The sequence below is a fragment of the Bradyrhizobium sp. SZCCHNRI3052 genome (assembly GCF_032484895.1).
In the GTDB taxonomy this organism is placed as follows: Bacteria; Pseudomonadota; Alphaproteobacteria; order Rhizobiales; family Xanthobacteraceae; genus Bradyrhizobium.
This window is the reverse complement of the sequence record NZ_JAUETW010000013.1, coordinates 60,963-73,382: the sequence shown is the minus strand read 5'-3', so window position 1 is coordinate 73,382 and position 12,420 is coordinate 60,963. Positions and strand designations below refer to the sequence as shown.

Sequence of the window (12,420 nt, the reverse complement as noted above, 5' to 3'; positions counted from 1 at the left end):
GCGATCCGCAAAATCAAGCCGGCCTCAAGGAAAAATCAATGCCTCCTCCAAGCGCCGCGCGGGCGCAAGGCGCACAACGACCGCACCTCGGAACCAGGAGCCTCCGCCATGCCGACCATCCTTCACGCCAGCCGCCGCCGTTTCCTCACCCTTGCCGGAACCGCCGTTGCGGCCCTTCAACTCGGCTCCAGCGCCGGGCAGGCGCAGAGCTTCAAGTCGGCGTCGAAGCTGCCGGCGATCCGGCCGGGGGCGGGGACGTCGCTCGGACCGATCAAGCAGGTCAAGGCCGGCGAGATCAGCATCGGCTATGCCGAGACAGGTCCGGCCGACGGCCCCGTCGTCATCCTGCTGCACGGCTGGCCGTACGACATCCACAGCTTCGCCGACGTCGCGCCGGCGCTGGCCGCGTCCGGCCATCGCGTCATCATTCCGCATCTGCGCGGCTACGGCACGACGCGGCTGCTGTCGCCGACCGCGTTGCGCAGCGGCCAGCCGGTCGCCGTCGCCGCCGACATCGTCGCGCTGATGGACGCGCTCGCGATCAGGACCGCGACCCTCGCCGGCTATGACTGGGGCGCGCGCACCGCCAACATCATCGCGGCGCTGTGGCCGGAGCGGTGCAAGGCGATGGTCTCGGTCAGCGGCTATCTGATCGGCAGCCAGCAGGCCGGCCGCATGCCGCTGCCGCCGGCCGCCGAGCTGCAATGGTGGTACCAGTTCTACTTCGCGACCGAGCGCGGTCGCGAGGGCTACGACAAGAACCGGCGCGACTTCGCCAGGCTGATCTGGCAGACGGCCTCGCCGAAATGGGCGTTCGACGACGCCACGTTCGCGCGCAGCGCCGCCGCCTTCGACAATCCCGATCACGTCGACATCGTCGTGCACAACTATCGCTGGCGGCTCGGCCTCGCGCAGGGCGAGGCGAAATACGATGCGCTGGAGGCGAGGCTCGCGACCTTTCCCGACATCACCGTGCCCACCATCACGATGGAGGGCGATGCCAACGGCGCGCCGCATCCGGCGCCCGAGGCCTACGCCAGGAAGTTCACCGGCCGCTACGAGCACCGGCTGATCACTGGCGGCATCGGCCACAACCTGCCGCAGGAGGCGCCGCAGGCGTTTGCGCAGGCGGTGCTCGACGTGACGGCGAGCGCGTAGCGCCGACGATCTCAGGCGGGAGCGCGTTGCTTTTCTCGGCGTTGCAGCCACGTCTCCCGCCGCACGATCCATTGCTCGGAGCGGGTCTCGCCATTGTGGTGCGCGACCTCGATGAAGCCGACGAACTCGGCGCCCGTCTTCTGCTTGACCCGCCGTGATGCGATGTTGCTCGCGACGTTGCAGACGGTGAACTGATCGAGCCCGAGCGGACCGAAGGCGAAGTCGTTCACGGCGGCGATCGCCTCGCTCATCAGCCCTCGATTCCAATAGGGCTCAGCGAGCCAGAAGCCGCGATGGCCCTTCATCGACTCCATGCGCGGCCGGAAGTGAATATTGCCGATGGCCTCGCCGTCACCGTCGCGCAGCGCCAGCACCCATTGATACAGCTCCTCGCCGGCCGCGATCCTGTCGAGCTGCAGCCTGACGAAGGTCTCGGCGCCGTCGGGAGGATAGGGCCACGGCACGACGGCCGCGAGGTTGCGGATGACGTTCCAGTTGTCGAACTGACGCTGGATCGCCGGCGCATCGGCGAGGGCCAGCGGCCGCAGGATCAGACGGGCGGTATGCAACGTGGGCGTGAGCATGACGCCATGCTGTCGTTTACCAAGCTCGTTTGCAAGCCGGGGTTGCTACGCCGTCTAACTCGCATGTCATTGATACTTCGCATCGCGCTCCGCCATTAAGGTTGCCAGGAACTTTCACGCCCGGACTGGAGCCCGATACTTCCACAACGTTGCATTGCAGTGCATGAATCGAGCACACGCGGCCTGCACGAATGCAGCGCGCGTACAACCGTCGCAGGAAACTGCGCCGGCTCGGGCTCAGGGTTGCGCCCGAACGTCAACCATTCGCTTGCCGCGAGATCATCACGCAGATCTTGGGCTGGCGCGATTCGGGGTGTCGTGGATATGAACCGCAAAGCGGCGGATCGTCAGTTACGTCGTCTGCAGGCAGAGCAGAGCTTCGATCCGCGCACATGGCGCGATCGGCAGCTCGGCCGGGCCGCGCCGTTCTACGGCTCGGAGCTGTTCCAGCTCGGCTGCCCGCCGCTGGCGTCGTTCATCGCCGCGTTCCTCGGCTGTCTGATGACCCTGCATCTGAGTGCAACCGGGCTGTCGCCGCTGATTGCCTCGGCCGCGGCGGCTTTGCTGCTGTGCGCCTCGCTGATCCTGACACGGACCGCGGATCTGGTGCCGAGCACGTTCTTCTCATCGGCCTATGGCGGCAGCTTCGTCGGCATGACTCCCGTGGCGCTGTTGAACGCAAGCGTCATTCGCGCCGGTCTGCCGCTCGACGCCGCCTTCGTTCTGCTCTCGCTGTTCTGTGGACTGGTGTTCTGTCTGGGCTGTGCGCTCGACATGTGGCTGCGCGGGGGGCTCGCGCGCGGCTATGGCGGACGACTGGGCGCGCTGGCGGCGGTCGCTTCGTTCCTGTTCGTCGGTCTCGCGCCGCTGCTCGGCGCCGAGGGCGAGCTGTTTCCGATCGCGCGCCGCGGCGCGCTGGAGCAGGGGCTCGGCGGCACCGCGCTCACCTTCGCGTTGTGCACGGTCGGCATGCTGGCGACGATGGCCGCCTTGCGCTGGGCGCCCGTGGCTGGGTCGCGCCGCGCGGTACGCATCTTCGTTGCGGCGACGGTGGCCTTTGCCGGCCTCGTGGTGCTGCAGCTTCTGCCCAGCAAGGCCCCTGATCTCGACGCCTATTCCGCCGGTTGCTTCGTCGGTATGTCGTCGTTGCGGCGGCTCCGCAGCCTGCCGCAGGCGATGGCCGCGGTGGTGCTGCTGACGTGCCTGCTGATCCTCACCGGTCCCATCCTGCCGAGCGTCGGCGGCAGCCTCGGATACATCGCCTTCGTCTCGGTCATTTTCGTGGATGCTGCGGTTCGTCTGTTCGTCGAGGCAGGGGAATCGCCGTGGCAGACCGTCCTCGCCTGGACGCGGGGACTCGTCGCCACACTCGCTATCTTCGCGGTGCTGCTCACCAGCGAGCTGATGTTTCAGCCGCCGGTGGCGGAGCCCAACGGTCCGTTGGTGAACGCGGACAAAGCCGCTGCGCCGGCGCGGACCACGATGACCTCACACGACGAGGATCGGCGCGACGGCACGGCGCCCGGCGAGCCGGCCTTCGCCGCTGACACAGCGCCCGATCTGCCGCTTCAGATCCTGAATCCGGAGGGCGCCAATCCGCTCGCCCCGCGGCCCTCGAGTGAGCCGGTCCAGCAGTCCGCGTCGCCCGCGTCCGCAGAGCCGTCCCGGCGGATCGGTCGCGATGGTCGGCCAGCGGGCGTGCTGGCTGCGCGGCTGAGGCGCCAACAGGCACGGGTGGTGCCGCACGCGACGGCGCGACCGCGCATCGTGGCCCGCCATGAGGTGCAGCCCGCGCCGGAGTGGCGGCCGGACCCATCGACATTGGCGGGGCCGTGACAGCGGACCGCGATGACGCGCTCGACCGGCCGTCCGAGCCCGGCTCTCACCGCTGGCCGCGCCGGTCGCTGAATGTCGTGCCGCTGGCCTCGTTCGCCGGCGCTTTTCTCGGTTGTCTGGCGACGCTGCACCTGTGCACGTCGGGCCTGTCCCCGGCGCTCGCGTCGGTCACCGCCACCCTGCTGCTCTGCGCTGGCCTGATCACGGCAAGAACCAGAGATCTGCTGCCGACGACCTTCTCCTCCTCGGTCTATGGCGGCAGCTTCAGCGGGATGACGCCGATCGTTGCGTTGAGCGAGAGCGTGGCGCGGTCGGGGCTTCCGGTCGACAGATCCTTCCTGCTGCTGTCGCTGTTTTGCGGCCTCGTGTTCTGCAGCGTCTGCGCGATCGAAATGCGGCTGCGCGTCGTGCTGTTGCGCGGCTATGGCGGCCGCTTCGGCGCGCTCGCGGCGATCGGCTCGTTTCTGTTCCTCAGCCTCGCGCCGCTGCTCGGCGCCGACGGCGCACCGGTGCGCGTCGCCAGCCTTCAGGGCTTCGACAGGGGTCTCAATCATTCGGTGCTCATGCTGGCGCTGTGCGGCGTCGGAATGGTCGCAACGATGGCGGCGCTGAGGCTGCCGCGGGTTGCGGCCGCAGGGCGGCCGGCGCGCATCTTCGTCTCGGCAGCACTGGCCTGTGCCGGTCTCGTCATCCTGCAGCAGCTCGCGCCGGACGATGCCCGCCTGTCCGACGCGTATTTTGCCGGTTGTTTCGTCGGCATGTCGTCGCCGCAGCGTTTGCGGGGTGTGGTCCAGCCGCTGGTCGCCGCGGTGGCGCTGACCGCGTTGCTGGTCCAGGCGGCGGCGGTTCTGCCAAGCGTCGGCGGCAGCCTCGGCTTCGCAGCCTTCGTCGCGGTGGTCGGCGTCGATGCTGGCCGCCGGATCATCAGCCGCGCCGCGCTGCCGCCCGAGCGTCCTGCGCGGATCTCGCTCGGCAGAAGCCTCGCCGCCGCACTCGCGATTGCGGGCGTGCTGCTGCCGAATGACTTGTTCCAGTCGGGGCCGGTCGAGGAGACCACGGGATCGATCGTGCAGGCGGAGAGGCCGCCTCAACCTGAGCCCGCCGTTCCAGCCGAGCCTGTTGCGGCCGAGCCGGCCGTGGCGGCAGTCCCGATCGAATTGCCCGCCGATGCGTCGCCGGCCGCCGAGACGACATCCGACGTAGTCCGTCCGGTCGCGCGGCCGGCGCCAAGCGAGCCGCCGCGGCGGCGCCGCGCCAGCCGGCCCGCGGTCGTTGCTCCGCAATCGCGTCCGATCGATCCCGAACCCTGGCGCATCATCCGCGACGGACAGCAGGCGGGTGCAGGAACGGCGGCGACCGGCTCGCCGCCGGCTCGGGCGAAGCGCAGCCAAGCCCGCGTTCCCGGATCAGTACCGGCCCCGCCGCGCGCCGCGCCACGGCCGCGGACGCCCCGGGTGGAGGATCCGCAGCCCTCGGTGTCGGAACCGCGCTGAGCAGGCTCAGCCGAACTTGCGCCGCGCGTCGAGCGCGAGCCCGATGCCGACGCTGCCGAGCAGGTCGGTCTCGGCGATACGCGCCGCCGGAAACAGCGCCAGGATTGCCTGACGCAGCGCCGGCACCATGCTCGAGCCGCCGGTGAGGAAGATGGTGTTGATGGAAGCGGCCCCGACGCCGGCATCGTCGAGCAGCTTCGTCACCGTGCCGACGACGCGTTCGACGGAATCGCCGATGGCGCGGTCGAAATCCTTGCGCGTGAACTTGATGCGCGCCCAGTCGTCCTTCTCCGACAGCACCGAGGTCAGCGACTTCGCCGCGGTCAGCGCGATCTTGGCCTGCTCGACGCCGATCGCGAGCGTATGGCCGCGATGCTCCTCCACCACCTTGATGAAGCGGTCGACCAGATCGCGCCGCTCGGCCTCGTAGCGGATCTGGCGCAGCTCGCCGATCACGCCCTTCTTGTAGAGCTGGTTGATGCGGTGCCAGGTGGCGAGCTCGTGATAGTACAGCGTCGGCAGGTTGCGCTTGCCGTCGGCGGTCAGGCTGCCGTAGCCGAGATGCGGCATGACGCTTTTCAGGCTGAGCAGCCGGTCGAAATCGGTGCCGCCGATGTGGATGCCGCCATTGGCGAGGATGTCGTCCTCGCGCTGCGCCTTGCCGCGCCGCTCGGGCGAGACGCGCACGATCGAGAAGTCCGAGGTGCCGCCGCCGATGTCGACGATCAGCACCAGCTCCTCGCGGGCGACCTGCTGCTCGTAGTCGAGCGCGGCGGCGATCGGCTCGTATTGGAACGCGATGTGCTTGAAACCCTGGTCCCGCGCGATGCCCTCCAGCGCGCTCTGCGCCTCCGCGTCGGCCGCATCATCCTTGTCGACGAAGCGGACGGGACGGCCGAGCACGACTTGATTGATCTCCCTGCCGAGCCGCGTCTCGATCCGCGTCTTCAGATGCGCGAAGAAGAAGCCGAGGATACCTGCAAACGGCACCGCCTTCTGCCGAATATAGGTCTTCTCGTGGATCAGCGCGGTGCCGAGGATGCTCTTCAGCGCGCGCATGAAGCGGCCGTCGTGGCCGGTCAGATAGCGCTCGATCGCGCTGCGCCCGAACTGGGTGCCGTGATCCTCGAAATCGAAGAACATCGCACTCGGCAAGGTCCGCTGCTCGCCCTCCAGGGGGATGAGCTCTGCGGAGGCGGAATTGCTGAGGCCGACCGTGGTGTTCGAAGTGCCGAAGTCGATGCCACAATGGGCCGCTGCCGCCATGCTCGTCTCGTTTCCGTCCGGGGGGCGGTCCGCTTAGCCGTTCGGCGGCGCGATGTCATCCGCCAATGTGCGGAGCGGCGCGCATGGCAGTCGTCTGGCGGAGAGATGACTGTGCATCCTGCCTGTCGAAGGTGCAGCCGGGGGCGCTGATGCCCCCGCCGGCGATCATCCCGCCGGTCTGAACGCCGGTCCCTCGAAGCGCAGCCCGGCTGCGCCACGTTCGATGCGGTCATGCGCCGCGTGGATGAGGCGCGCCTCGACGGCGTCCGCCAGGCGCCCGCGGCCGTCCAGCAATGCGGCGAGACGCGCGAGCGCCAGCGCCTTGTTGCGATGCTGGGAGCGGCCGTCGCGCGCGATCGCGACCAGCCCCGTCGGCACGTGAACCGCGCGCACCGCGCTCTCGGTCTTGTTCTGGTGCTGGCCGCCGGGACCGCCGGCGCGAAAACTCTCGAACCGGACGTCGGTGGCCGCCAACGCCACCACCTGCTCCGACAGGGGCAGATCGACGATGCCGACGAACCAGTTCTTGCGGCCGTGATGCGGCCGCAGCGGACTGCGGCACACCCAGAGCAGCGAGCCCTGCGTCCAGCGCCGCGCGAGGTCGGCCGCCGTCGGCCCGTCCAGCACGACGATCGCGCTGGCCGGCCCATGCCGGTCGGTCTGCTCTCGCGCGATCGCGCATTCGCAGTCCGCCGCCTCGGCCTCGTCGGCGAGCCGCCGCAGCGCATGCGCGACCGCGATCCGGCATTCGGCCGGACCGCGGCCCGCCGTGAGGAGCAGCCGTCTCATCGCCGGTCCTCCCTGCGCGGCCGCTCGACGGCGATCTTCTTCACCGTCACCAGCGGGCGGAAGCTGGCGACGACCCGCGCCAGCCCAAACGCTTCGAGATCGGCGATCACGCCGGCGATCGGCTTGTAGGCCTCCGGCGCCTCCTCGGCGAGCAGCGCGCGGTCCTCGCAGATCACGCGGCCGCCGAACGGATTGCGCGCGAGACGCTCGCGATCCGATCGCGTGGCGCCGACACGGCCGATCATCGAGCTCCGGTCGAACTTGCGACCGGCGCCATGCGCGATCGACCACAACGCCTCCTTTGGCGCCGACGCGAGCGGCGCGACCAGATAGGACAGCGCGCCGCGCGAGCCCGGCACGACGACGAGCCCCTGGTCGGACGGCGCCGCCCCCTTTCGGTGCAACACGCCGTCTGCGCGATGCTCGATGCAATTGTGCGAGCACGCACAGACCGGATCGGCCTCGCAGCGCAAGGCCGTCGCGGCCCGCTGCGCGATGACCTGCCGGTTCAGCGCCGCCCAGCGCAGCGCGTGATCATGTGCTGCGAGATAGGCGTGGCCAGCCTCGCTGTCCGGCGCGAGCGGCTTGAGGCCGTCGGCGATCTGCCGTTCGAGCAGCGCATGGCCGAGGCCGCGCGAGCCCGAATGCACCAGCAGATGAGCGCGGTCGCGATCGATGCCGCAGGACGGATCGAACACCTCCTCGACCGCCTGCAGCTCACAGAAGTGATTGCCTCCGCCGATCGTGCCGAGCGACGCATCGAAGTCGGACGGCGCAAGCTGACGAGCTGCGAGCTCGCTCACGATGTCGCCGTCATAGGGTGTGGCGACGTCGCGCAGCCGGTCGGCCGCCTTGTCGACGCGGATCCGGCGCGAAGCGAGGTCGAGCTGATACAGCGCCATGCCGCAGCCCGCATCGGAGCCGACGAAGGCCGGGTGGATATGGTCGGCGAGGATGGCGCAGCCGACGGGACCGAACTTGCCGGGATGCAGATCCGGCATGCCGGCGACAGCACGCACGCCACAGATGTCAGCCACGGTTTCGAGCTGGCGCGCAGCGGCGCCCTCGATCCAGGAGCTGGACGAGTAGAAGCCGTGGACCGGCGCACGGCCGTCCACGCGATGGGAATTGCCCATGTAAATACCTTGGAGAAAGATAGGGAGAACTGGTCAGGGACGATCAGCGCGCGCGGACGCACGCATGCCAGACCAAGCCTCGCCTCACGCGAGGATCAGTCCCGGCGGCTCCTGGCGGAGCAACGGATGATCGCAGTCATCGTCTCTCTCCTGTGCGGCGGAGCCGAATGCTCGACGCCGGAGCGCGTAGTAATCACATCCCGATCATATTGGCAATGTACGTCATTCAACCGATGTCCCGCTGTGACGTACAGGACACGGATGCCCCGTCGTCTTCGAGCAGCTCGCTTTCTCTCCGTCATTGCGAGGAGCGCAGCGACGAAGCAATCCAGGGCCCCGCGCACCACACTGGATTCTTCGCTGCGCTCGCAAAGAATGGGTGGCATCGAAGATGGACGACGGCGCATCTGCCCGCAGCCGGCAGATCCAGGCACGTGCATCCTCGCGATCAGAACAGCGCGAGGAAATCGCCGAGGAAATAGATGATGGCCACCACGATCAGCGCGCCCATCAGCAGGAAGGAAAGCTGCACGGCGATCGCGCAGCCGCCCAGGGTCGTCGCCATCGCCGCGACGTGCCGCTCCTCGCGACGCAACTGACCCACGACGCCGAGAATGATCGCAAGCAACCCGAGCGAGACCGCGGCCACCGGCAATTGCTGGTGCAGGCGGTCGGTCCAGGACGTCTCGCGCGCCGGCGCCTGGTAGTCGACGCCCTTGATGCGCGCCATCAGGCGCTCCTTCACGCGATGTCCGACATCGACGATGACCTGGTCGATCGGCGGCGGCGGATCGATCACCGGCAGCACCCAATGCGGCAGAACCGCCGCGACCAGAGCAACAAGCCCGATCACGCAACCGATGATGCCCAGCCGACGTGACTGAACGATCGTGTCTGTCATGGCTCAAAATCTCCGATGCGGGCGTGCTGCGTCTGCTTCGGTCGCGGCGGAAGGATTGCGAAACGTTAATCTCGTCATCGTCACCGCGGAAAGGACCCAACCCCCGCAAGCCTGAACGCCTGGATCATGCGTCGGCCGCCGGAGCTCTCCGGTTCAATCCCTCCGATCCGCCCAAGCTCATAGCAAGCGCGTCGCAAGGTGCTGCGCCTCCCAGCCTTCGAGAAATTCCCGCTGCTGCGTGACCCAGCGGACATTCTCGCTACCCCATTCGCGCGAACGGCTGGCCTGCTCGCCCATCAGCCAGAAGTGCCTGACGATCACGAAGGCATGCGCGGCCTCGAAATCAGCGGCCGAGATCGGGCGGACCGAGCGGTAGCCGTCGACGAAGGCGTGCCACGCCGCATGAAAGCGCCGGCCGAACGACAGCTTGGCCCACAGGAACACGGCCAGGTCATAGGCCAGATAGCCGGGACCGCCGTCGTCGAAGTCGAAGAACACGGCCTCGCCGCCGGCGCCGATGCGCGCATTGAAGCCGTGGCAGTCGCCGTGACAATGCGTCCATGTCAGGCCCTCCATCGCCTCGATCCGTGCGGCGGTTCGCTCCGCGATGTCCTGGAGAAAGCCGCCATCATCGGCATCGATCAGACTGCAGAGCTGTTGAACGCGCGCGAGCGGCCGGTGCAGCAGATGGTCGAGGTCCAGAAGATAGAGCGGCGCTTCGGGCCGAAAGGACATCGCCGCCGCGTGCACTCGGGCAAGCGTCACGCCGTTGGCGCGCGCGTCGCTCTGCGATGCGACCTCCGGGGTCCGTCCCTCGATGGCGTGAAACAGCACGCCTTCGCGGCGGCCTTCCGCCGCCTCGCCGCGTACGAACAGCGCGCCGTCGCGCGCCGGAACCGCCGCGGCCACCGGCACGCCGCAGCGCGCGAGATGTGCGAGGAAGTCGGTCTCGGTGCGGACATCGGCCGGGCCGCGGGCGCGGTGATGCGACAGACGGAAGACGTAGCGTGCGCCCGTGGCGGATGTAATCAGATAGACGTCGTTGAAGCCGCGGTTCATCAGGCGGCACGCGAGCGGCTCTGATAGCGCGTAGTGTGTTGCCACGAAGCGGCCCACGCTCTCGGCGCCGGTCGTGGTGTAGATCGGCTCGAAGTCGGGCACGTCGCGTGTTCCGGATTGTGGAGACGATGGCATCCTAGGCGGCTGCCGTCCGCAGTGAAAGCCGGGACGGGCACGAGCAATCCATCGCATTGGCGTAGGCAGGTTGGACCGGGCTGCCCGTCGGGCAAATCGATCGAGGTGGCGAGCGCAATCTGCCGCTGATGTCCAGTCCGCCTGCGAAAAATATTCCTGTTTCGCTTTTCCGGAAATCATGCTTATCTCCCGCGCATCCCGCCTCATGCAGAGAGGGGCGTACGCGTCGTCACGATACGCGGGGGCGGGGAGTGGTGGCCGTCGCGAGGTCGGGCGCGTTCGCGCGCAAGACGACTGATGTCGTGGCGGACGGTCAAGCCGTGTGGTTCTGGCGCCCCGAAGCTGGCGCCAAGCTTGCGATCACGTTCGTGCGTGGTTGCGAGCGACGGGGGCAAACAAGCCGGTCCCCGGGGAGAGCGCGGAGCAGCCGTGAAAACCATCGCGCAGGGAAGGCCGGGTCGCTCCGGCTGGACCTGTGGTTCCTGCCCCGTGCATTTTCTCCGCACGGGGGCCACGGGCCTCGGCCGAGGCTCGGTCTTCCCTGCGCCCTCTCGTTTCGAGAGGAGATCGATCAGCACAGCTCGGGCCCATCGCGCCGCGAGAGCGCGAAGTCATGTCTCGACGCGGCGCATCTCAAGTTGGCCGATGGCCGTGAAGGCGAACGCGCCTCGCGAAGAAGGCCCGGCGGCCGAATGCCGCAGCAGCCGGCCGCGGGCGCGCGCTCCGGATTGACCGGGATCAAGAGCACTCGCGCTTGCTCCCCTAAGCCCCTACAACTCTGTTGCTCGTCGTGATCAGGAATGGAATTCGTGGTGCCGCAAGATCCAATCGTGCCTCCATCTGGCTTGCGGCGGCGGCTCGGACTGCCGCTGCTGGTCCTCTACGGCACGGGCGTGACCGTCGGGGCCGGCATCTATGTTCTGATCGGCGCGGTCGCCGGTCATGCAGGAGTCCATTCCTCCTGGGCCTTTGCGCTGGCGGCCTTCGTGATGGCGTTTACGGCGGCCTCCTATGCCGAGCTTGCGACCCGCTATCCCGTGAGCGCCGGCGAGGCCGCCTATGTCCGCGCGGCCTTCAAGTCGCGGCTGCTGTCGACGGCGGCCGGCACGCTGCGGCTCGCCACCGGCATCATCGCGGCGGCCGCGGTGACGCTCGGCGGCGCCGGCTACATCCGGCAACTGATCGATCTGCCGACGCCGCTGATCGCGATGGCCATCGTGGTCGCGCTCGGCATCGTGGCGTCCTGGGGCATTCTCGAATCGGTGATGCTCGCCGGACTGCTGACCTTGATCGAGACCGGCGGACTGGTGTGGATCGTCGTCTCGGCCGTTCACTCCGGCGTCGCGTTCGGCCCTGCCTTGCTGACGCCGCCGCCGCTCGATCTCGGCGTTCTTTCCGGCATCACCTTCGCCGGCCTGCTTGCGTTCTTCGCCTTCGTCGGCTTCGAGGACCTCGCCAACGTCGTGGAGGAGGCCAAGAGCCCGCAGCGAAGCATTCCGTGGGCGATGGCGCTCACGCTGCTGATCACCTCCGTCTTGTATGTGCTGATTGCAGCGATCGCGGTGACCGCCGTGGCGCCGGGCGTGCTGTCGGCCTCTCCGGCGCCGCTCAGCCTGGTGTTCAATGCCGTCGCAGGCATCAGCCCCGCCACCTTCACCGCGATTGCGATCGTGTCCACGCTCAACACCATTCTCGCTCAGATGACGATGACGGCGCGCGTCGTCTATGGCATGGCGGGGCAGGGCGACCTGCCGCGCATCGCCGGCCGCGTCGATCCGCGCACCGGAACGCCGCTGATCGCAACCGGCCTCGTCATGCTGGCGGTCGCGATCCTCGCGCTGGCCTTCCCGCTGGAGCGGCTGGCGGAAGGCACCTCGCTCGCGACGCTGACGATCTTCGCCATCGTCAATCTGTGCCTGCTCCGTATCCGTATCCGGCGCATCGGATCGGATGCCGCCCATGTGCGGGTGCCGCTATGGGTCCCCGCACTTGGTCTCATCACGTGTATGCTGATGATCGTCAGCGCGTTCGTCGCGGCCTGAGCGGACCGATGGGAAACCGTG

10 protein-coding genes are annotated in these 12,420 nt (G+C 68.4%); 4 read left to right on the top strand and 6 right to left on the bottom strand.

Translation table 11 applies throughout. The features are described 5' to 3' along the window. Nucleotides 1-108: 108 nt before the first annotated feature. Nucleotides 109-1,158, top strand: a complete 1,050-nt coding sequence (locus QW887_RS28085; RefSeq protein ID WP_316171823.1) for an alpha/beta hydrolase — start codon at nt 109-111, stop codon at nt 1,156-1,158. Nucleotides 1,159-1,169: 11 nt separating this feature from the next. Here the strand turns inward: QW887_RS28085 and QW887_RS28080 are convergent, their stop codons facing one another. Then, nucleotides 1,170-1,742, bottom strand: coding sequence for a GNAT family N-acetyltransferase (locus tag QW887_RS28080; protein WP_315754349.1), 573 nt, complete (start codon nt 1,740-1,742; stop codon nt 1,170-1,172). Nucleotides 1,743-2,066: 324 nt separating this feature from the next. Here QW887_RS28080 and QW887_RS28075 point away from each other — a divergent pair, with 324 nt between their 5' ends. Next, nucleotides 2,067-3,578: a hypothetical protein gene (locus QW887_RS28075; RefSeq protein WP_316176292.1), complete on the top strand. Its 1,512-nt coding sequence runs from the start codon at nt 2,067-2,069 to the stop codon at nt 3,576-3,578. Next, a complete protein-coding gene (locus QW887_RS28070) occupies nt 3,575-5,071 on the top strand; it encodes a hypothetical protein (protein WP_315716207.1) in 1,497 nt (498 codons plus the stop codon). The genes QW887_RS28075 and QW887_RS28070 overlap by 4 nt, the downstream gene beginning before the upstream one ends. A 6-nt stretch (nt 5,072-5,077) precedes the next feature. Here the strand turns inward: QW887_RS28070 and QW887_RS28065 are convergent, their stop codons facing one another. The 5 genes from QW887_RS28065 to QW887_RS28045 all read right to left on the bottom strand — a co-directional run bounded on the left by QW887_RS28065 (nt 5,078) and on the right by QW887_RS28045 (nt 10,324). After that, on the bottom strand, nt 5,078-6,337 hold the full coding sequence (locus QW887_RS28065; protein ID WP_316176291.1) for an Hsp70 family protein: 1,260 nt from the start codon (nt 6,335-6,337) through the stop codon (nt 5,078-5,080). Nucleotides 6,338-6,502: 165 nt separating this feature from the next. Then, the gene (gene prfH, locus QW887_RS28060) at nt 6,503-7,126 is read right to left on the bottom strand and encodes a peptide chain release factor H (protein WP_316195534.1); all 624 of its coding nucleotides are present in this window, start codon (nt 7,124-7,126) and stop codon (nt 6,503-6,505) included. After that, entirely contained in the window at nt 7,123-8,262 is a 1,140-nt protein-coding gene (locus QW887_RS28055; protein WP_316195533.1) for an RNA ligase RtcB family protein, read from the bottom strand. Before QW887_RS28055 ends, prfH begins: the two co-directional genes overlap by 4 nt. A 448-nt stretch (nt 8,263-8,710) precedes the next feature. Then, the gene (locus QW887_RS28050; RefSeq protein ID WP_316187765.1) at nt 8,711-9,163 is read right to left on the bottom strand and encodes a hypothetical protein; all 453 of its coding nucleotides are present in this window, start codon (nt 9,161-9,163) and stop codon (nt 8,711-8,713) included. A 177-nt stretch (nt 9,164-9,340) separates the two neighbouring features. Beyond that, nucleotides 9,341-10,324, bottom strand: coding sequence for a phosphotransferase enzyme family protein (locus QW887_RS28045; RefSeq protein WP_316195531.1), 984 nt, complete (start codon nt 10,322-10,324; stop codon nt 9,341-9,343). Between the two features lie 863 nt (nt 10,325-11,187). On the opposite strand from QW887_RS28045, the gene QW887_RS28040 reads away from it, so the two are divergent. Then, nucleotides 11,188-12,399, top strand: a complete 1,212-nt coding sequence (locus tag QW887_RS28040; protein ID WP_316171819.1) for an APC family permease — start codon at nt 11,188-11,190, stop codon at nt 12,397-12,399. The last annotated feature ends 21 nt before the right edge of the window (nt 12,400-12,420 follow it).

Excerpts from the sequence above, each read along its gene's own strand:
- QW887_RS28080 (WP_315754349.1), bottom strand. The coding sequence starts at position 1,742 with ATGCTCACGCCCACGTTGCATACCGCCCGTCTGATCCTGCGGCCGCTG.
- QW887_RS28065 (WP_316176291.1), bottom strand. The coding sequence starts at position 6,337 with ATGGCGGCAGCGGCCCATTGTGGCATCGACTTCGGCACTTCGAACACC.
- QW887_RS28075 (WP_316176292.1), top strand. The coding sequence starts at position 2,067 with ATGAACCGCAAAGCGGCGGATCGTCAGTTACGTCGTCTGCAGGCAGAG.
- QW887_RS28055 (WP_316195533.1), bottom strand. The coding sequence starts at position 8,262 with ATGGGCAATTCCCATCGCGTGGACGGCCGTGCGCCGGTCCACGGCTTC.
- QW887_RS28085 (WP_316171823.1), top strand. The coding sequence starts at position 109 with ATGCCGACCATCCTTCACGCCAGCCGCCGCCGTTTCCTCACCCTTGCC.
- prfH (WP_316195534.1), bottom strand. The coding sequence starts at position 7,126 with ATGAGACGGCTGCTCCTCACGGCGGGCCGCGGTCCGGCCGAATGCCGG.
- QW887_RS28050 (WP_316187765.1), bottom strand. The coding sequence starts at position 9,163 with ATGACAGACACGATCGTTCAGTCACGTCGGCTGGGCATCATCGGTTGC.